13 protein-coding genes are annotated in these 20,068 nt (G+C 65.2%); 4 read left to right on the top strand and 9 right to left on the bottom strand.

Features of this window, described 5'->3' with window-relative positions:
• Positions 1-254: 254 nt before the first annotated feature.
• Positions 255-1,100 (bottom strand): transglutaminase family protein, encoded by an 846-nt coding sequence (locus tag PAF12_RS07140; protein WP_271109476.1) that lies wholly within the window; start codon positions 1,098-1,100, stop codon positions 255-257.
• Complete coding sequence (locus PAF12_RS07135; protein ID WP_271109475.1) at positions 1,097-1,519, bottom strand: OsmC family protein; 423 nt, start codon at positions 1,517-1,519, stop codon at positions 1,097-1,099. Before PAF12_RS07135 ends, PAF12_RS07140 begins: the two co-directional genes overlap by 4 nt.
• Before the next feature lie 62 nt (positions 1,520-1,581).
• Between PAF12_RS07135 and PAF12_RS07130 the strand changes: the two genes are divergently transcribed.
• Positions 1,582-2,499: a DMT family transporter gene (locus PAF12_RS07130; protein WP_271109474.1), complete on the top strand. Its 918-nt coding sequence runs from the start codon at positions 1,582-1,584 to the stop codon at positions 2,497-2,499.
• Between the two features lie 10 nt (positions 2,500-2,509).
• Here PAF12_RS07130 and PAF12_RS07125 read toward each other — a convergent pair whose 3' ends face one another.
• Positions 2,510-3,658, bottom strand: a complete 1,149-nt coding sequence (locus PAF12_RS07125) for a deoxyguanosinetriphosphate triphosphohydrolase (RefSeq protein ID WP_271109473.1) — start codon at positions 3,656-3,658, stop codon at positions 2,510-2,512.
• 69 nt (positions 3,659-3,727) lie between these two features.
• Between PAF12_RS07125 and PAF12_RS07120 the strand changes: the two genes are divergently transcribed.
• The 3 genes from PAF12_RS07120 (at position 3,728) to PAF12_RS07110 (ending at position 8,450) form a co-directional block, all read left to right on the top strand.
• Positions 3,728-4,054, top strand: coding sequence for an iron-sulfur cluster assembly accessory protein (locus PAF12_RS07120; RefSeq protein ID WP_271109472.1), 327 nt, complete (start codon positions 3,728-3,730; stop codon positions 4,052-4,054).
• Positions 4,055-4,126: 72 nt separating this feature from the next.
• Positions 4,127-4,912, top strand: coding sequence for an exodeoxyribonuclease III (gene xth / locus PAF12_RS07115; RefSeq protein WP_271109471.1), 786 nt, complete (start codon positions 4,127-4,129; stop codon positions 4,910-4,912).
• Positions 4,913-5,006: 94 nt separating this feature from the next.
• On the top strand, positions 5,007-8,450 hold the full coding sequence (locus tag PAF12_RS07110) for a pyruvate carboxylase (RefSeq protein ID WP_271109470.1): 3,444 nt from the start codon (positions 5,007-5,009) through the stop codon (positions 8,448-8,450).
• Between the two features lie 109 nt (positions 8,451-8,559).
• Here the strand turns inward: PAF12_RS07110 and PAF12_RS07105 are convergent, their stop codons facing one another.
• From PAF12_RS07105 to PAF12_RS07080, 6 genes are all read right to left on the bottom strand, one after another.
• Positions 8,560-10,185 carry a di-heme oxidoredictase family protein gene (locus PAF12_RS07105; protein WP_271109469.1) on the bottom strand — a complete coding sequence of 542 codons (1,626 nt, stop codon included), beginning with the start codon at positions 10,183-10,185 and terminating at the stop codon, positions 8,560-8,562.
• Positions 10,186-10,248: 63 nt separating this feature from the next.
• On the bottom strand, positions 10,249-10,734 hold the full coding sequence (bfr, locus tag PAF12_RS07100; protein WP_271109468.1) for a bacterioferritin: 486 nt from the start codon (positions 10,732-10,734) through the stop codon (positions 10,249-10,251).
• Positions 10,735-10,750: 16 nt separating this feature from the next.
• A complete protein-coding gene (locus PAF12_RS07095) occupies positions 10,751-11,005 on the bottom strand; it encodes a bacterioferritin-associated ferredoxin (protein ID WP_271109467.1) in 255 nt (84 codons plus the stop codon).
• 27 nt (positions 11,006-11,032) lie between these two features.
• A complete protein-coding gene (locus tag PAF12_RS07090; RefSeq protein ID WP_271109667.1) occupies positions 11,033-12,274 on the bottom strand; it encodes an imelysin family protein in 1,242 nt (413 codons plus the stop codon).
• Between the two features lie 173 nt (positions 12,275-12,447).
• A complete protein-coding gene (gene pbpC / locus PAF12_RS07085; RefSeq protein WP_368045166.1) occupies positions 12,448-14,574 on the bottom strand; it encodes a penicillin-binding protein 1C in 2,127 nt (708 codons plus the stop codon).
• Entirely contained in the window at positions 14,558-20,035 is a 5,478-nt protein-coding gene (locus tag PAF12_RS07080; RefSeq protein WP_271109466.1) for an alpha-2-macroglobulin family protein, read from the bottom strand. Before PAF12_RS07080 ends, pbpC begins: the two co-directional genes overlap by 17 nt.
• Between the last annotated feature and the right edge of the window lie 33 nt (positions 20,036-20,068).

The raw sequence follows: 20,068 nt of genomic DNA, 5'->3' as shown, positions 1-20,068 counted from the left end.
AATGAAACCATCCCGATCCGCCCGTTCGGTACATTTCAACGCCCAATGAAACCATCCCATTGCCCCGTAGGGTGCGTTTTAACGCATCGATGAGATCATCCCGATCCCCCGTACGATACATTTCGACACGCCATCGGGATTACCGGCCTCGCCGTAGGGTGCGTTTTAACGCACCGATAAAATCATACCAATCACCCCGTACGATACATTTCAACGCACCGGCAACATCCCCCGCTTTGCCCGAATGGCACATTTCAACACACATCGCCCCGCTCAACCCGGTTGCCGTCGACGTCCACCTCTTCGGTGATGACGTGGAAATTCACCAACCGATGCGTCCCGAAGCTGGAGATCAGCGCGACATCGGTGGCGTCGCGCCCATAGCCGACTGGCAGGCGTCCGATCCGGCGTGAGTTGTTGCGCGGATCGAAATTCCACCACCTGCCCGACAGATAAACCTGCACCGAGGCCGCGTAATCCATCGGGTCCGGCTGCACCGGCACCCCGAAATCGCCCAGATGGCCGTTGACGTAGCGTGCCGGGATATTCAGCGCCCGGCACATGGCGATGGCCAGATGCGCGAAATCGCGGCAGACGCCCTTGCCCTGCTCAAAGGCGTCATGCGCGGTCCGGGTGGCGTCGGCGTCCATGTAGTTGAATGTGATGTGGTTATGCACCCAGCCCATGATCGCCTCCACCCGCGACCAGCCGGGCGTCATCTCGCCAAACAAATCCCATGCCGGTTGCAGTAGCAGATCGGAATCGCAGTAGCGCGACGGCCAGAGGAATTGCAGCACATCGTCGGGCAGCGCCTCGACCGGCATTTCCTGTGCCTCCGGGAAGTCCGGCTCCGGCAGGCCGCTATCGGTGATGATGGCGTTTTGCTGCATGCGGAACTGACCAGCCGGGGCGGTCAGGCGGCGGCAGAAATTGCCGAAATCATCGACGAAGGTCGAAAACGGCACGGCCGGGTCGGTCACGAATTCCTCCGTCCCGCGCAGGTCGAGCTGCCGTTCGGGGCGGACCGACATTTGCAGCAGCATCGGCAGGTCGGATTCGGTTTCTATGGTGATGTCATAGCCGTACCTAACATACATCATGTGATTTTGAGATCGAGCGTAACATCCGCGTTCAGCAGCTTCGAGACCGGGCAACCGGACTTCGCGCCCTCTGCCGCCTTGCGGATCGCGTCATGATCGCCCTGGCCCGAAACATGGGAGGACAGCGCCGCTGTCTTGATCGCAAAACCCTCGCCGTCCTTGTCGAGCGTGATGGCGGAGCTGGTTTCGATGGTGACATCGGTCACACCCGCCTCGGCCAGCTCTTTCGAGAGCGCCATTGAGAAACAGGCGGCATGTGCTGCGCCGATCAGTTCCTCGGGGTTGGTGCCGGGCTGCCCCTCGAAACGGGTCGCGAAACCATAGGGCTGCGCGGACAGCACGCCGGACTCGGTCGAGACCTCGCCCTTGCCGTCTTTCAGCCCGCCTTGCCATTTTGCAGAACCAGTCTTGGTAATCATCGCATCCTCCTATATCCGCCGGATTAACGCGGCAGAGCAGGGCGAGTTCACTGATTTGCTGAATGTTTGGCGGAAAGGGACAGGACTTGCCGATCTATGAGCTTGCCGCACTCGGCGCGGCGATATGCTGGGCCGTCACCGGGCTGATGTCCACGCCTGCGGTCGCGCATCTGGGACCGTTCGGGTTCAATTTGTACCGGCAGGGGACGGTGACGGTGGTTCTGCTGGTGATCGTGCTGATCTCCGGTCAGTGGCAGGGCGTGACCCCGGCGCAGGCCGGTACGCTGGCGGTTTCCGGGGTGGTCGGCATCTTTCTTGGCGATACGATGCTGTTTGTGACGCTGACCCGGCTGGGGCCGCGCCGGACCGGGGCGCTGTTCGCACTCAATGCGCCGATGGCGGCTGTGCTGGGCTGGGCGGTGCTGGGCGAAGAGCTGAGCAAGCTGGGCTGGATGGGGGTCTTCCTGTGCGCCGCAGGGGTCGGGATTGCCGTTCTGGGGCGTCCGGGTCGCAGCGGCACCCATAAATTCGAGGCGGTCAGCGGCAATGTCTGGATCGGGATCGGCTTCGGCCTGCTCGCTGCACTCGGTCAGGCAATGGGTTCGCTGATCGCGCGCCCGGTGATGGAGACCGGCTTTGATCCCTTCACCGGCAGTCTGATCCGGGTGGCCGTGGCCGTGATCTGCCTTGCCTTGCTGAGCAGCCTGCCGATACCGCGCGTGAAGCCGCGTGCGCCGCTGAATATGCGGGTGTTTCTGCTTCTGGCCGGGTCCGGCATCATTGCGATGGTCGTCGGCATGTCGCTGCTGCTGTTTGCCCTGCAGGGCGGCAAGGTCGGGATCGTCTCGACGCTGTCGGCGCTTTCGCCGGTGTTCATCCTGCCGGTGCTGTGGATCGTCACCGGCGCGCGGCCAAGTGCGGCAAGCTGGTTTGGAGCCGCGATTGCGACACTGGGGATGGCGATGATCTTCCTGCGCTGAGCGTCAGGGATCAGCTGCAAAGCCGCTCCCATTCCGCCATGGCGTAGCGGTCGGTCATCCCGGCGACGTAATCCAGCACGATCCGGGCCCGTTCGGTTTCGGAAGCGGCAAGCGCCTCCGCCTGCCAGTGTTTCGGCAGCATCTCCGGGTTGGAGATGTAGAGCGGGAACAGGTCGCGCAGCATGGCGGTGACCAGCTTTCGTTCGTCAACCACTGACGGCGCGCGATACATCCGGGTGAACAGGAAGGATTTGATCGCCTTGATGTTCTGATAGAGCGGTTTTGAAAACCGGATGATCGGCCCGTCCATGCCGCGGATTTCATCGACGGAGCGGGGCTGAAGCGAGGTCAGCCGGTTCTGCGCCACGGCGATCACATCCTCGACCATGACCCCGAACACCCGTCGCAGCGCTTCGTGCCGGCGACGACCGGAGGCGAGGCCGGGATGAAGCCGGTCCACCTCTGCAAAGGCCGGGCCGACGACGGGCAGATCAAGCAGATCTTCTTCGGTGAACAGCCCGGCGCGCAGCCCGTCATGGATGTCGTGGTGATTATAGGCGATGTCATCCGCGACCGCCGCCACCTGTGCCTCGGCGCTGGCATTGGTGGAGAGTTCCAGTTCCCAGGCGTGGTTCACCTCCGCCAGAGCATAGGGCAGGGGTGGCGCGACCGGACCATTATGCTTCGCGATGCCTTCGAGCGTTTCCCATGTCAGGTTCAGCCCGTCGAAATCGGCGTAGTGCCGTTCCAGCCGGGTGACGATGCGCAGCGCCTGTGCGTTGTGATCGAAACCGCCATAGGGCTCCATCAGTGCCGCAAGCGCGTCCTCGCCGGTATGGCCGAAGGGCGGGTGGCCGAGATCATGGGCAAGGGCCACGGCCTCCGCCAGATCGACATTGAGCGACAGCGCCCCGGCAATGGTGCGCGCGACTTGCGCCACCTCGATGGTGTGGGTCAGCCTTGTGCGGAAATAATCGCCGCGATAGGCGTCGCCCTCCTGCTCGACAAAAACCTGTGTCTTGTGCTTCAGGCGGCGGAACGCGGAGGAGTGGATGATCCGGTCCCGGTCCCGTTGCCACGGGCTGCGGAAGCTGGACAGGCTTTCGTCAAACAGCCGTCCACGGCTGGCCTCTGGCTGGCAGGCATAGGGCGCGATCATGCGGTTTCCTTGCAGCGGTTCGGGGCAAACCCTATATTTGTCTCAGGACTTGCGAAACGGGAACGCCCCATGAACCTGCCCCCTTCTGTGACCGAACGTGCCTTTGCGCGGCTGGCGGAAATTAATGACGGCAATGACGCCCCGCAGGCACTGCGCGTGGCGGTCGAAGGCGGCGGCTGTTCGGGGTTTCAATACGATATCCGACTGGATGCGCCTGCCGAGGATGATCTGGTGCTGGAGGGCAATGGCCAGCGTGTGCTGGTCGATCCGGTCTCGCTGCCATTTCTGGCGGGGGCGGTGATCGATTTTGCCGATGAGCTGATCGGGGCGCGGTTTGTGATCGAAAATCCGAACGCGGCGTCGTCCTGCGGTTGCGGAACCTCGTTTTCGATCTGATAAAGGGGGCGCTGCCCCCTCGGCGCGGTCCCGCGCCTCACCCCCGGGATATTTCAGCCAAGGTGAATGCGCATGAAGATCGCGAGTTTCAATATTAACGGCATCAAGGCGCGGATGAACGCGCTGAGCGACTGGCTGTTGGCCGCCTCGCCCGATCTGGTGGTGTTGCAGGAGATCAAGTCGGTCGACGAGAACTTCCCCGCCGGACATTTCGAGGATATGGGCTATAACGTCGTGAGCCACGGGCAGAAAAGTTTCAACGGGGTGGCGATCCTGTCGAAACTGCCGCTGGAGGACGTGACGCGCGGTCTGCCCGGTGATGATGCGGATGAACAGGCCCGCTATATCGAGGCGACCGTGGTGGGCCAACGCGCCGTGCGGGTGGCGGGGCTGTATCTGCCCAATGGCAATCCGGCGCCGGGGCCGAAATACGACTACAAGCTGGCATGGATGGAGCGGTTGCGGCTGCGCGCGGCGGAGTTGCTGGCGCTTGAGATGCCGGTTGTGATGTTGGGGGATTACAACATCATTCCTGAGCCCCGTGACGCCGCCGAACCCGGCGACTGGGTGAAGGATGCGCTGTTCCTGCCAGACAGCCGGGCCGCGTTTCGCCGCATTGCAGCGCAGGGCTGGACGGATGCGCTGCGCGATGCCGATCCGTTCGGCAAAAGGGGGCCGTTCACATTCTGGGATTTTCAGGCCGGTGCGTGGCGGCGGGATAATGGTATCCGTATAGATCACCTGATGTTGTCACCGCAAGCTGCTGATATTGTGATGGGTTGCGGTGTTGATCGTGAGGTTCGGGCCGGCGAGAAACCGTCCGATCACGTCCCGGTATGGGTCGATTTGGCCGCCTGACGCCGGGCCATAGGTGACGCCTGTGTGACATCCGCGTTTACAAGTTCCTCCATATCGCTATGGTCTTCGCAATTGCAGAATATCGGGGACCCTTATGCGCGACATAAACAAGATTCTCGTGGCCAATCGTGGCGAAATCGCGATCCGAGTCATGCGTGCCGCCAACGAGCTGGGCAAGAAGACCGTGGCAGTCTATGCCGAGGAAGACAAGCTTGGGCTGCACCGTTTCAAGGCGGATGAGGCGTATCGCATCGGCGAGGGGCTTGGTCCGGTCGCTGCTTATCTGTCGATTGACGAGATTATCCGGGTCGCGAAGGAAAGCGGCGCGGATGCGATCCATCCGGGCTATGGGCTGCTGTCGGAAAACCCCGAACTGGTCGATGCTTGTGAGCGCGAAGGGATCATTTTTATCGGTCCGCGGGCCGAAACCATGCGCGCGCTTGGCGACAAGGCCAGCGCCCGGCGGGTGGCGATCAAGGCCGGTGTGCCGGTCATCCCCGCGACCGAGGTGCTGGGCGATGATTTCGACGCGATCAAGGCAGACGCCGCCGAGATCGGCTATCCGCTCATGCTCAAAGCCTCCTGGGGCGGCGGCGGTCGCGGGATGCGTCCGATCAACGGCCCCGATGAGCTGGTCGAGAAGGTCCGTGAGGGGCGGCGAGAGGCCGAGGCCGCTTTCGGCAATGGCGAGGGTTATCTGGAAAAGATGATCACCCGCGCGCGCCATGTCGAGGTGCAGCTGTTGGGCGACAAGCATGGCGGGCTGTATCACCTGTATGAGCGCGACTGCACCGTGCAGCGCCGCAATCAGAAAGTGGTGGAGCGTGCGCCCGCGCCCTATCTGAGCGAGGCGCAGCGGGAAGAGGTCTGCGCGCTGGCGCTCAGGATCGGGCAGGCGGTCGGCTATGAGGCGGCAGGCACGGTCGAGTTCCTGATGGATATGGAAACCGACGCGTTCTATTTCATCGAGGTCAATCCGCGCGTGCAGGTCGAGCATACCGTCACCGAGGAGGTGACGGGGATCGACATCGTGCAGGCTCAGATCAAGGTGGCCGAGGGCGCGACGCTGGCCGAGGCGACGGGCGTGCCGTCCCAGGATCAGGTCACGCTGTCGGGTCACGCGCTGCAATGCCGGGTGACGACCGAGGACCCGCAGAACAACTTCATCCCGGATTACGGGCGCATCACGGCCTATCGTTCAGCCACCGGGATGGGTATCCGGCTGGATGGCGGCACCGCCTATTCGGGCGGGGTCATCACGCGGTTTTACGACTCGCTGCTGGTGAAGGTCACCGCTTGGGCGCAGACCCCGGATCAGGCGATCCGCCGGATGGACCGCGCGCTTCGGGAATTCCGGGTCCGCGGCGTCAGCACGAATATCGATTTCGTCATCAACCTGCTGAAACACCCGACCTTTCTCGATGACACCTATACGACGAAATTCATCGACACCACGCCGGAGCTGTTCGAGTTCCGCCAGCGTCAGGACCGGGCGACGAAGATCCTGACCTATCTGGCGGATATTACCGTGAACGGGCATCCCGAAACCGCCGGTCGGGCAGCACCGCATGCCGAGGCGCGGCCTGCGATACCGCCAAAGCCGCGCGTCTCCCCCCCGCCTGCCGGAACCCGGCAATTGCTGGAGGAGAAGGGCGCGCAGGCCGTGGCCGATTGGGTCGCAGCCCAGCCAAGGCTGCTGATGACCGACACGGCGATGCGCGACGGGCATCAGTCGCTGCTGGCCACACGGATGCGCTCCATCGACATGATCCGGGTGGCACCGGCCTATGCCGCCAATCTGCCGCAGCTTTTCAGCGTCGAATGCTGGGGCGGGGCGACATTCGACGTGGCCTATCGCTTCTTGCAGGAATGCCCGTGGCAGCGGCTGCGCGATATTCGCGCGCGGATGCCGAACCTGCTGACCCAGATGCTGCTGCGTGCCTCGAACGGGGTAGGCTACACGAATTACCCGGATAACGTGGTGCAGAGCTTTGTGGCGCAAGCGGCGGAATCCGGCGTCGATGTGTTCCGTGTCTTCGACAGTCTGAACTGGGTGGAGAATATGCGCGTCGCCATGGATGCCGTGATCGACAGCGGCAAGATCTGCGAGGCGGCGATCTGTTACACCGGCAATATCCTCGACCCGGATCGCGCGAAATATGACCTGCAATATTATGTTTACATGGGCAAAGAACTGCGGGAGGCCGGAGCCCATATCCTCGGGCTGAAGGATATGGCGGGCTTGCTGAAACCTGCTGCCGCGCGGAAACTGGTCACGGCGCTGAAGGAAGAGGTCGGGCTGCCGATCCATTTCCACACCCATGACACCAGCGGCATGGGCGGGGCGTCCTATCTGGCGGCGGCCTCGGCCGGGGTGGATATTGTCGATGGCGCAATGGATGCGCTGTCGGGCAATACCAGCCAGCCGACGCTCGGCTCTGTCGTGGAGGCGCTGGCGGGAACGGATCGCGATACCGGGCTGGATGTGGATGCCGTCCGCGAGATTTCCAACTACTGGGAGCGGGTGCGCGAGGATTACGCGGCCTTCGAATCCGGGCTGCAGGCCCCGGCGTCCGAGGTCTACCTGCATGAGATGCCCGGCGGGCAGTTCACCAATCTGAAGGCGCAGGCGCGTTCGCTCGGGCTGGAGGATCGCTGGCACGAGGTCGCGCAGGCCTATGCCGATGTGAACCAGATGTTCGGGGATATTGTGAAGGTCACGCCATCGTCGAAGGTGGTGGGTGACATGGCGCTGATGATGGTGTCGCAGGGGCTGACGCGGGCGCAGGTCGAGGACCCGGAGGTCGACGTGGCCTTCCCGGATTCGGTGATCGACATGATGCGCGGTAATCTGGGCCAGCCGCCCGGTGGATGGCCGGAGGCGCTGCAAAGGAAGGTGCTGAAGGGCGAAACGCCGATGACCACGCGCCCAGGTGCTGCGATGGCGCCGGTCGATCTGGAAGCGACCCGTGCCGATCTGTCGGAGCAGTTGGAGGGGCTGGAGGTCGATGACGAAGATCTGAACGGCTATCTGATGTATCCGAAAGTGTTCCTCGACTATATGGGCCGACATCGCGTCTATGGTCCGGTTCGCACTCTGCCGACGAAGAATTTCTTCTATGGCATGCAACCCGGCGACCAGATCGCGTGTGAGATCGATCCCGGCAAGACGCTGGAAATCCGCCTTCAGGCCATTGGCGAGACCGATGAGAAGGGCGAGGTGAAGGTGTTCTTCGAACTCAACGGCCAGCCGCGCAATATCCGCGTGCCGAACCGCGCCGAGGGGGCGAGTGCCGTCGCACGGGCCAAGGCAGAGCCGGGGAACGACGCCCATGTCGGCGCGCCGATGCCGGGGGTTGTGGCGACGGTTGCGGCTGTCGCGGGCCACGAGGTCAAATCCGGCGATCTGTTGCTGACCATCGAGGCGATGAAGATGGAAACCGCGATCCATGCCGACCGGGACGGCATCATCAAGGCGGTCCATGTCGCGCCGGGGCAGCAGATCGACGCGAAGGACCTGCTGGTCGAGTTCGAATAAGGGGAGGGGCGCTGCCCCTCGCGCCGTGCCGGCGCTCACCCCGGGATATTTGGACCAGAATGAAAGAGGCGTTGCTGCGGCAGCGCCTTTTTCTTGTGGCTTTTGGGTTTCAGAGGGATTTGAGCCAGGCGATCAGGGCCTCGCGATCCTCGGTCGGCAGCGCGATGACGGCATCGCGCGCCGCCTGTGCCTCGCCGCCATGCCACAGGATCGCCTCCAACAGCGTGCGGGCGCGACCGTCGTGAAGATAGCTTTCGACGCCGGTCACCTGCTTGTTCAGTGAAATCCCCCAGAGCGGGGCGGTGCGCCATTCCGTTCCCGTGGCCCGGGATTCGGGGCGGTTATCGGCAAGACCTTCGCCCATATCGTGCAGCAGCAGGTCGGTATAGGGCCAGATAAGCTGGAAGCTCTGCTCCTGCTGGTCCTCCAGACGGTTGGTCACGAATTTCGGCTTGTGGCAGGAGGTACAGCCGATGGTATAGGCGATCTCCTTGCCGCGCAGGACGGTCGGGTCGTCGAGATTGCGGCGCTCCGGCACGGCGAGGTTGCGGGAATAGAAGGTGACGAGGTCCATGCTTTCCTGATCGACCTCCAGCCCGTCACGGATGCCGGGTTCCTGACCTGCGGGGGCGGTGCGGCAATCGGTTTGCGGATCGGTGCATTCGCCCGACGGGTCGGGGAAAAGCGGGGTGGAAAGACCCATATCGCCGGAAAACGCACCGGCAGATTGTTCAAAGATCGTGGCATTGCCGGCCTTATGGCCGAAGCGGCCCAGCATGGGCTGGTCATACTGGTTCGACCAGACGATCTGCGGGCGGCCCGAAATGCCGTCGCCATCGGCGTCCTCCGGGTCGGCCTGCGCCAGAATATCGGCAACCGGGATGGCTTCCAGCAGGCCCAGCCCGATCATCTGCGGGGCGACGCGGGGGGAGATCATCAGGCCGGGATGCGGCGCGCCATAGGCGGGGCTGTCGATGCTGTAGCTGGGACGGCGCAGCGAGACGGTTTCACCATCCGCCAGCGTCACGGTTTCCTCCGCCCATGTCACGCCCATCTTCGCCTCGGCCAGATAGCCTGCAAGCGACAGATCCTGCAATTGCCCGCCATAGACCGGGTCGGGGCTGGTCGGGATGTAATCGGGGATGCCCTGAACGTCATGGCCACCGGGGATCGACAGCCGCAGGAAGGTGGAGACGCGGCTGTCATCGGGCCCTTCCGGCATATGGCCGCGCCCGTCCTTGATATGGCAGTTCTGACAGGCGCGGGCGTTATAGAGCGGGCCGAGACCGTCGCTGCCCTTGGTCGAGGACGGCGCGCCGACCCAGAGCTTGCGGAAAATGCCGTTGCCGACCTTGAAGTTCAGCTCATCCTCGAAGGGCATATTCGGGGAGAATTGCGAAAACGCGTCCGCGCTGTCGATATAGCGCGTTGTTGCGGCACCTGCCGGGTTCTGCTCGAACGGTTCGGGCTTGGTAAAATCCTCCGGCGGGGCAAGGACGCCTGCAATCCGGGCTGTCTCAGCCTCGGTGCGGGGGACGATGTTCAGATGCGGCTCCAGCCGCCAGAGATCCGGCGCGGTATCCGGTGCATCGGCAGGAACGGCCCGCACCGCGTCGGCGGGGTCTTCGGCCTGTGCCGGAACAGCGCCGATTGTCGCTGCGACGATCTGCCACATGACGAGCGTCACCGCCCCGCCTGTGGAAATGAGGGGGGCGGGAGCGCGAAGAACAGTCATTTTGTGGCCGGAAATAGTGGTGATGAAAGCGGAACTGGGCGGCACAGGCCGCCCATCCGAAGCTTATTCGGCCTCGCTGGCCGGTTTGGCGTTCAGCAGCCCGAAATTCTTGGCGCCGAGTTCGTCATGCAGAGCGATCTGGGTTTCGAGGAAGTCGATATGACCTTCCTCATCCGCGATCAGCGCCTCGAAGAGGTTCTTGCTGATATAATCGCCGACCTTCTCGCAATGATCGCGGGCCTCGATATAGAGATTGCGCGCGTCATGTTCGCCAGCGAGATCGCATTCCATCGTCTCCTTGACGTTCTGACCGATGCGCAGCGGATCAAGCTTTTGCAGATTCGGATGCCCCTCCAGAAAGATGATCCGTTGGATCAGCTTGTCCGCGTGGTGCATTTCCTCGATCGATTCCGCACGGGATTTATCGGCGATCTTGCCGTATCCCCAGTCTTCCTGAAGGCGGTAATGCAGCCAGTACTGGCTTACCGCGGTCAGTTCCGATCTCAGAGCTGCGTTCAGGTATTCGATGACCTTTGCGTCGCCCTTCATTCTCGTTCCTTTCCTGTCAGCCTGACGCCACCTTTCGGCGCAGGCCTGTCAACACTGCAGGCACCGGCGAGCCGTTACCGACAGCGAACCCATCCGCCGCGCGCATCTGGGCGACGAACAACTTCATGCAGCCGCCGCAATCGGCGCGCTTTCCGAGCGCATGGTAGATCTTGCCCGGAGTGACGATGGTATCAGGGTCCGCTGCCCGCATCCAGCCGACCGCGGCACGAATGTCGCGATCGGTGATCTGAGTACAGTGACAGACAATCATGACAAAAACCCTCGTGAAAAGAGCCTGTTACTGGAAAACCGCGTTCGGGTTGTCGAGGCTGTCGGAGCCCTCGAACTCGATCTTGCTGAGGCCAAGTGCCGCAACCGCGCGTTCGATCTCGGTGGTCTGGGCGACCAGCGCATCGACGGCGGCCATGATGGTTTCCTCGCCTTCGACATTGCCGGGGGCAAGCATCTGGTCATAGGCCATGCCGTTATCGGCTTTCTCTTTCAGCGCGGTCAGGGCGGCGACGGAGGTTTCCAGACCCGCTTTCAGCGCCGTGTCGACATCGGCATCGGCTGCCGCCACCAGTTCAGAAATCGCCGGTCCCGACACTTCCGAGCCGTCGACGCGCTTGTAATGGCCGAGATAGACGTTCTGGATGCCCAGCCCGTCATAGTAATGGCTGTTCTGGGTCTGGTCGGAGAAGCAGTCATGTTCCTCCTCCGGGTCGTTCAGCATCAGGCCCAGCTTCATCCGCTCGCCCGCCTGCTCACCGTAGGACAGGCTGCCCATCCCGGTCAGGATCGCGTTCAGCCCGGCCTGCGGGTCGCCGGTGACGGTGGCGCGCGCCTCGCCCTCGGCGGACCAGTTGGCGACCATTTCTTCAAGATCGGCGATCAGCAGATCGGTGACGGCGGTCAGATATTGCGCGCGGCGGTCGCAATTGCCGCCGGTGCAGCCGTCGCCCTGAATATAGTCGGTGTAAGGACGCTCGCCCGCGCCGGGGCCGGTGCCGTTCAGGTCCTGACCCCAAAGCAGGAATTCGATGGCGTGGTAGCCGGAGGCGACATTCGCCTCGATCCCGCCAGCCTCGTGGAGCTGGCCGGAGATCAGTTCCGGGGTGATGGTCGCCGCGTCGATAACCTCGCCCGACAGATCGAGCGAGCTATTCGCGATCACGTTCAGATGCGCCAGTTCGTTATCTTCGGCAGACGGGGTGTTCTCTGCGACATAGTCGATCAGCCCTTCATCCAGCGGCCATGCGTTCACGCGGCCTTCCCAATCGTCGACGATGGCATTGCCGAAGCGGAAAACCTCGGTCTGCTGATAAGGGACGCGGGCAGCGGTCCATGCCGCGCGGGCGGCGGTCAGGGTTTCTTCCGACGGGGTTTCGACAAGCGCCGCAACGGCCTCGCGCAGCGCCTGCGCCGTGGTCAGGCTGTCGCTGTAGCCTGCCTCGGCAATATCGGCATAGTTGCTGACAACCTCTTCAGGCGTGGCAGCAAAACCAGCGGTTGCGAGAAGGGCCAGGGGCAGGGCGGTCATGGTGGTGCGGAACATCATCTCTCCTCGATCCGGCAGCAATTCGGGCGGCCAATAAGAGGCCGCTGCGCAATTCTTAGCGTTTTTATCAGTTGAAATCCAGAGGGTCAGAGTTTTTTTGTCGGGAATGAATTCGCCGATAACAGCCGCGCGGCAGTGGCTTCAGGTTGGCGGGATCAGGGCCGGATCAGGCGCAGTCGTGCGCGCCGCGTGGCGCCTGTCGCATCGGTCACGGACAACTCCGACATGCCGGGGCTGCCGGGGATCTGTGTGGCCGAATCCGGCGTTGCAATCGCAGCAGGGCGGCCATTCAGCAGCCATGTGAACGGCGGCACCCCGCCACGCACCCGCACCGGGATATTCTCCGTCATCAGTTCGATCTCCGCCCCGTCGGGCGGGAAGGCAATGGTCAGGGGATCGTCGCGCACCGTGCCGTCGCTGCGACGGGCGAGGCTGGTTTCCCCCGCTGCGGTGAAACGTCGCAATGATGCGGGAAGCTGCGGATTCGCGGCGATAATCGTCTCCGGCGGCGGAGCGGGAAGCTTCCGCGATTCCGGTCCGACCGCGTCGAACAGATCGAACAGGATCGGCGCGGCGAGTTGCCCGCCAAACGCCCCCGGCACCGGCGTGCCGTCCGCGCGGCCCATCCAGACGCCGATCACGAACCGCCCGTCATAGCCGATGGCAAGCGCGTCGCGATGCCCGTAGCTGGTCCCGGTCTTGTAGGCGATGCGCCCCGTCTGGCGTCCGTTCGGGGGCGGCAATTGCGACAGGATCGCCCCGATCTGCCAAGCAGCAGCGGGGCTGACGAGGCGGGCTGGTGCCTTCTCCGCTGCGTCAAAAGGGACGGGGGTGTCGCGCAGGCTTACCGCCCGGCCACCATGCGCGAGCGCCGCGTAGCCCTGCACCAGATCATGCAGCGAGACACCGGCCCCGCCCAGCACGACGGCCAGCCCGGGCGTGTCGCCCGCCATCTCCACCCGCATCCCGGCGCGGCGCAGTGCAGCCATGATCCGCGCCGGCCCGATGGAGGCGGCGACCCGGACGACCGGGATATTCAGCGATTCCTGCAAGGCGCGGCGGATGGTGACGGTGCCGCGGAATTGCAGGTCGAAATTCTCCGGCTGCCAGCGCCCGAAGGCCGCAGGCCGGTCCTCGATCAGCGTGTCGGGGTGGATCAGCCCGTCATCGAAGCCGAGCGCATAGACAAAGGGTTTCAGCGTCGATCCCGGGGAACGCAGGGCACGGGTCATGTCGACAAACCCGTCGCGCGGCGTGCTGCCGTATTCGGCGGTGCCAAGCTCCGCCAGTATCTCCCCGCTCTGGTGATCCGCGATGATCGCGGCGGCGGACAGGCTGCTGCCGTAGCGGGTGACGGCACGGGAAAGCAGCGCCTCGGTCACGCGTTGCAGATCGGCGTCGATGGTGGTGCGGATCACAGTATCGCCGGGCCGGGCGCGGCGCAGCCGGTCAGCGAGCAGCGCGGCATGGGCCGGGAAGGGGCGGCGCGTCTCCGGCAAGGGCGTGTTGCGGGCAGAGGCTGCGGCCTCGGCATCGATAATGCCTTCCGCCTCGGCCCGGTCGATGACCCGGTTTCGGGCGGACAGCGCCGCTTGCCGCCGCGTGGGTAAATCCGGGCGGCGGGTTTCGGGTGATTGGGGCAGGGCGACCAGCAAGGCTGCCTCCGCCGGGGTCAGCCGGGCGGGTTCCTTGCCGAACCACATCAGCGAGGCCGCCCGCACCCCTTCGGTATTGCCGCCATAAGGCGCAAGCCGCAGATACAGCGCCAATACCCCGTCCTTGCCGATCTGCCGCTCAAGCGCCATTGCCAGCCGCGCCTGCCGGATCTTGCCCTGCCAGTCGGCGGTCGGTCCCCGCTCCAGCAGCCGCGCGGTCTGCATCGACAGCGTCGACGCGCCAGAGACGATCCGGCCGTTCCAGACCGCCTGAAGCGCCGCCCGCATCACGGCGCGGCCATCGACGCCGGAATGGGTTGCAAAGCGCCGATCCTCCCACGCGATCAGCATTTGCAGGAAACGCGGATCGACGCCGCTTTCCGGCGGGGCAAGCCGCCAGATGCCGTCACCGACCTGAAAGCCGCGCAGCAGGCTGCCGTCGCGCGCCAGCACCTGCGTTCCCGTCGCCACCTCCAGCGGCGGCATCGGCGTGGCGTCGGTCCAGCGGTCGAAGCGGTCCCGTCCGGCATCCGCACCTGCCGCCAGCATCAACAGGGACAGCGCTGCACCGATCAGCCACCGTCCGGCGCGGCGCGACGGATCGCGGCGGTCAGGGGAGGATGACAACCGTGCCACTCCCGGTCCAGCCGCGTCGCTCCGGCCTGTAGAAGTCGCTGACCGTCGCTGCCGGGTGATGGAAGCTGCCGGGGGTCACGGCGCGAATGCGATAGGCAAAGCGCAGCGTCGCGCCGCCCCAGATTTCGAGCGAGGTCGCGAAGCGGTCGGCGCGGAATTCCGTCATATCGGTGTCCGTGGTCAGGTCCAGCCAGTCGAGATCGTCGAGTTCCCCGGCCTCGATCAGGTTCGGGTTGTCGATCTCGAAACCGGCGGGCAGCGGGTCGGTGACGATGATCTGGCCCTCTGCATCCTCGTCAAAGGGGCGGATTTCGACAACCGTGACGAGCCGCTGGCCCTGTGCGACAAGCGCCGGGTCCATCGGCGTGCCCTCGGGCGTGTAATAGCTGCGGGTGATGGCATAGGCGTTGCCGCCCGCCTCCACCGGCGCGCCCGGCACGGCGGTCGCGGACAGGGTGACGTCGACGGGTCGGTCGCCGTTATTTGCGATTGGCTGGCGCATCGGTGCCGCCGCGTCACCAAGGTCGATGATCGGGGCGGAAAGCGGCGCGCCGCCCAATGTCACGCCCTGTGCCGGATCGCTGCCCGCCGTGATCGCCTGACCGGCCAGCACGATCCACATCGCCTCCTGCGTCGACAGGCCACCGTCGCGGTTGATGAGCGCCGAGGCGATTTCATCCGCCTGCCGGTTCAGATCGACCCGTTCCGTCCCGGCCTCCGCCGCCAATGCCATGACAGCGGCGCGGTCGCGGATCAGCGTGCCGTAATCGCTGCGCCGGCCTGCCGGGTCGGCCCGTTCCTCCAGCAGCAGGGCTGCGCGGGAGAACATGCGGTCGGCGCGGGGCTGATCGCCCAGATAGGCCATCGCCGCCCCCATCTGCGCCGCCGCCAACGGTGTCGCGAAGCTGCTTGCGCCGGTATCGACATAGTAGCGCAGATCGCTGACCACAGCCGCGCGTTCCCGTGCCAGCACATAGGCGGCATAGGCCATCCACGCGGCCTCTCCGGGATCGGCATATTCCGGGTTCGTCGCCGTGTTCAGCCGGTTCTGCAAATTGGTCAGGGCGCGGCGGAAATTCGCGTCCGGCACCTCATATCCCTGCAACCGGGCCCGCGACAGGAAATCCGTCGCGAAGGCGTCCAGCCACGGATCGGAGCCGCGCGCGTTCCACAGCCCGAAACCGCCGCGTGTGGTCTGGCGGGTGAGGATCTGGGTGATCGTCTCGTCCACGCTGCGCGTCTGTGTATCCGGGCGGGCAGGCGAGTTTTCCGGCATGAGCCCGGCGGCGTAAAGCGTGGGCATGGCGGCGGAGGCGATCTGTTCGGTACAGCCGTAATCGAAATCGCGCAGCAGCGTCAGCGCTGCGGGGATGTTCAGCCTAGCATAGGCCCCGGCGGCAAGGCTCACCCGCCCGGTGCCGGGGACGAAATCGCCCAGGGCCGAGAAATCCGGGGTCTGCGCCGCGCCCGGCGCCAAGGTCAGGCGCATCGCGCGCGTGATCGCGGGGTCGAGGCGCATGACCGGGATTTGCAGATCCTTGGTGATGGTCCGCCCGTCCGGCAGCGTCGCGGCGATGCGCAACCCCGCCGCGCCCTCCACTGGCGGCGCGTCCAGGCTGAGGGGAAGATCGATCCGCTGCCCCGCCGTCAACTCGACCTGATCGCGGGTCGTGGCGCTGATCCGCACGTCCCGATCCAGCGGCGTCACCGAAAGCTGCACCGCGCCGGTCGGTCCGGTTGCATGCGTCAGCGAAAGCTGTGCCGTCGCCTGATCGCCGGGGGCGAGGAATTGCGGCACCGTGGCGGTCATCACGACAGGATCGCGGACCAGCATCGTCGTATCGGCCTGACCCACGGCACGACGGCTCCACGCAAGGGCCATCACCCGCACCTCGCCGTTGAAATCCGGCAGCGGCACCGACACGGTCGCGTGCCCCTGAGCGTCCAGCGTGACAGGGCCGGAGAACCACGCCATCAGCCGCTCGGTCGGCGGCGGCGATTGCGGTCCCGGCGCGGTCTGATCGCCGCCGCTTCGGATCGCGCCATCCGCTGCACCGGAGGCGAGGATTAGCCGCCCGTACAGATCGCGCAGCCCGACGCCCAGCCTGCGCTGTCCGAAATAGTGGTTGGAGGCCGAGGGCGGCGTGTATCCGGTGAGGTTAAGGATACCCTGATCGACGGCCCAGATTGTCGCCTGAACCGTCTCACCCCCGGCACCGTCGACCGTCAGCGTGACCTCCGCCGCGCCGCGCGGATCGGCCTCCGCCGGGGCGCTGAGAGAGACGTTCAGCAGCTTATCCGCCGGATCGACGGCAGCAGGGGCAAGCCCGATCCCCCGCATCGGGGCATGGCCCGCGTCCGGCCCGACCGGGCGGATGGCGCTGACCGCGACATAGACGCCCGCGCCCCAGTCATCCGTCACCGGAAGATCGACACGGTTCACGCCTTCCACAGCCTCGACGATCTGCATGGCAACCAGCCGGTTCGACAGGACGGAGATAAGCGCCGTGCCATTCGCTGCCGCCTCGAACGTCACCTGCGCGGTATCGCCGATGCGATAGGCGGGCTTGTCCAGCGTCACCCGCAGCCTGTCGGGGGTTTCCTTTTCGCTCGCGACCGCACCCCAGCCCGCGTCGAACTGGTACGATGTCTCCGCCCCGTTCGGCGCTTTCAGGGTCAGCTCAAAACGGCCCCATTCCACCGGGACAGACAGGGTCGCTGGCGTTGTGTCATCGACCGAGAGCGATCCCGATCCGGCGGAAAAGCGCTGCACGACCGGCTCCCACTGCCAGTCGCCGTCTATGGCGTACCACTGATACTGGGTTTCGATCCGGCTCAGCGTCCAGTCGATCTCTTCTGAAATGGCGGTGCCGTCGGGGGCAAGGGCGATGACCTCGAACCCGGCATCGCTGCCCTCGGGGACGATATCGCCTTCGAAACCCGGCTTCAGCCCGATGGCGTTTTGCGCGGGCAGGATGGTGACCTCGCCCCGCCGTTCCACCGGGCGGCCTGCACCTTCCAGCACGCGAAGCTGCATTTCCGCCGTCCAGGGGCGGGTGGAGGCGGTGATGGCGGGGGGCAGGTCGAAGCTGGCGGCGTAGCGACCTTGCGCATCGGTCTGACCCAGCAGCATGTCGGCGGATTGGGGCAGGGTATCGTCCTGCCGCCCGAAGACATAGCCCGGCCAGTCTGGCAGGCTGCGGGCGGGGCGCAGCGTCAGTTCGCCCTCGACGGGCAATTCGGCGGCGGGGGCGCCGAACAGCCAGCGGGCGTTAATCTCGGTGCCGAGGCGCGCTTGCGGCGGGATCGGTTCCTCCGGCAGTCGCAGGTCGAAATCGATCCGCTCCGGCAGGAAATCCTCGACCAGCATCCGGGAGGTGGCGAGCGGGGGGCCGTCAGCCTCCACCCGGTACTCGATCCGCCATGCCCCGCGAGGCGCGGTGTCAGGGATCGGCAGGTTCAGCACATAGCCGCCGTCACCGACCGGCGCGGGCATCATGGTCGCGAATTCCGCCCCGTCCGGGCGCAGTATCTTCGCGCTCAGCGGCAATCCGTCTATGGCAGCGGCGCGGGCATCGCGGGTCAGGATCGTGGCATGTGCCGTCTCTCCCGCGCGGTAAGCACCCCGGTCGAGAGCGGCAAATACGTCAATCGGGGGCGCGGGCGGATTGCCCTCCACCCCCCGGTCGGAGAGGTCGAATTCCGGGTCGATCAGCGACAGGAAACTGAGATCGGCGACGCTCTCCCCCTCGCGGCGGGTTGCGGTTATCAGCGCCGGTTCGGCGGCATCGCGACCGCGCGTCAGCCCGGCATCGAAATGCGCCACGCCCTCTGCATCGGTGGTGGCCCGGCCCAGAACCGCATTGCCGCGAGAGATCAGCGCGACCTCAACGCCAGCGCGCGGTCCCGCATCAGACAGGCCGCGCACGGCGACGGTCAGCCCATCGGTGCCGGAAAAGCTGCTGAGACCCAGATCGGAGACCATGAACCACTGCGTCGCGGCGGGGCTGACATCTTCATCGGCATTGGGAACCGCCGCCCGCAGCGCATAGACGCCGGGTTCAAGCGGCCCCGCCTCCTCCCGCAGGTCAAGCCGGGTCACGACCTCGCTGTTGATCGCATGTTCGCCGCCCCCGACAGGCGGTGCGACGGTGGCGAAGCCCTGCCAGACGCTTTGCCCCAGCGTGTCGGTGAAAAGCTGTTCCCGCCAGCCGCCAAGGGGACGCCCGAACATGCCTTCGCGCAAGGCGCGGACAAGGTTGCGGTCGGACATGCGGTAGAGCGTCAGTTCCACCTCACCAGTGTTGACCGTCGACATGGTCAGGCCGAGATCGCCGGAGGCGGGCAGTACATAGGCCCGGCCCGGAAAGCGCACCTCGGGGCTGCGGTCGGGGATATAGGCGGTGATCTCCACATCCCGGCGCAGCGCCTCGCCACTGGCGGCGGGCAGGCCGGCGCGGACGCGGATCGTCGCATCCTGACCGCGCGGCAGGCCGGAGACGCAGAGGTCGTTCCCATTCGCCTCGACCGCCAAGGTCGGGTCGGGCAGATCGACATAGGGCCGCAGGTCCTGACCGCGCGCGATGTCGTCGCTGAAGGTGATGCAAAGCTGTGGCATCGGGCCGCTGGCCTGGACGTAGTGATCGCGGCTGGCGAAACCGTAGCGCCCCTCGAAATCCTCGATGATCGCGGCAATGGATGGCGCCTCCGCCGGGCCGCTGCGCAGCGCCAGAAGGCCGTCGCGGCCGCGCCCCTCCTCATCCGCCGCCTGCGCCCAGAGCGAGAGGTAATCCGGCGCGGGTCCGTCTGCCCGCAGCCACGCATTCGTTGCCGCTTGCAGCATTTCGCGCCGTATCCGGGATTTGTCCTCGGCAGACCCCAGAACGTCGCGATAATCCCGCGCCAGATCCGCCCAGTCCGCTGCATCATCCGTCATCGCCACCAAAGCGCCCTGCAATTCCAGCCTGCGCCAGTCGCTGATCGCGTCATTGCGGTTGAGGACATCGCGCAAGGCGTCTGCCGGAAAGCCGTTGCCCGGAAAACGCTGCCCGATCTCCCGCGCCTGTGCCTTTGCTGCGGCGATGTCACTCGCGGACAGCCAGTCCTGCGCCGATGCGGCGCGGTCGCGGGCGCGGGTTGCCACTGCCGGATCGGTGCGGATCGCCGGGCCGGACAGCGCGCCCTCGAACGGGGTCGGCTCGCCTGCGCCGGATTTCGGGAAACAGGCATTGGAGCGGGCGTTATAGGTCAGTTGCGTGCAGGCCTCGTTGCTGAGGCAGGCATTGACGCAGGCATCCTGCGAAATCTCGAAGATCGGGCCAAGATCGCCGCCCGGCAGGTCGAAATCCTCCTGAAGCGCGACCCGCCCTTCTGGCAGCGGCGATTCAGTCTGGGCGAACGACATCAACGGGAGGAGCGCAAAGACAAGAGCCTGAAACATCTTCTTGCGCATCGAATTACCCCGAATTGTGTGCGGTAGGGCAAG

The sequence above is a fragment of the Paracoccus sp. SCSIO 75233 genome (genome assembly GCF_027912675.1).
In the GTDB taxonomy this organism is placed as follows: domain Bacteria; phylum Pseudomonadota; class Alphaproteobacteria; order Rhodobacterales; family Rhodobacteraceae; genus Paracoccus.
Note: the sequence above shows the minus strand (reverse complement) of the source record. Positions and strands in the feature narration are given on the sequence as shown.

Bases quoted from the DNA above. Each gene is read 5' to 3' on its own strand.
- xth (WP_271109471.1), top strand. From the start codon at position 4,127: ATGAAGATCGCGAGTTTCAATATTAACGGCATCAAGGCGCGGATGAAC.
- PAF12_RS07090 (WP_271109667.1), bottom strand. From the start codon at position 12,274: ATGACCGCCCTGCCCCTGGCCCTTCTCGCAACCGCTGGTTTTGCTGCC.
- PAF12_RS07130 (WP_271109474.1), top strand. From the start codon at position 1,582: ATGTTTGGCGGAAAGGGACAGGACTTGCCGATCTATGAGCTTGCCGCA.
- PAF12_RS07095 (WP_271109467.1), bottom strand. From the start codon at position 11,005: ATGATTGTCTGTCACTGTACTCAGATCACCGATCGCGACATTCGTGCC.
- PAF12_RS07135 (WP_271109475.1), bottom strand. From the start codon at position 1,519: ATGATTACCAAGACTGGTTCTGCAAAATGGCAAGGCGGGCTGAAAGAC.
- bfr (WP_271109468.1), bottom strand. From the start codon at position 10,734: ATGAAGGGCGACGCAAAGGTCATCGAATACCTGAACGCAGCTCTGAGA.
- PAF12_RS07140 (WP_271109476.1), bottom strand. From the start codon at position 1,100: ATGATGTATGTTAGGTACGGCTATGACATCACCATAGAAACCGAATCC.
- PAF12_RS07080 (WP_271109466.1), bottom strand. From the start codon at position 20,035: ATGCGCAAGAAGATGTTTCAGGCTCTTGTCTTTGCGCTCCTCCCGTTG.
- PAF12_RS07125 (WP_271109473.1), bottom strand. From the start codon at position 3,658: ATGATCGCGCCCTATGCCTGCCAGCCAGAGGCCAGCCGTGGACGGCTG.
- PAF12_RS07105 (WP_271109469.1), bottom strand. From the start codon at position 10,185: ATGACTGTTCTTCGCGCTCCCGCCCCCCTCATTTCCACAGGCGGGGCG.
- PAF12_RS07120 (WP_271109472.1), top strand. From the start codon at position 3,728: ATGAACCTGCCCCCTTCTGTGACCGAACGTGCCTTTGCGCGGCTGGCG.
- PAF12_RS07110 (WP_271109470.1), top strand. From the start codon at position 5,007: ATGCGCGACATAAACAAGATTCTCGTGGCCAATCGTGGCGAAATCGCG.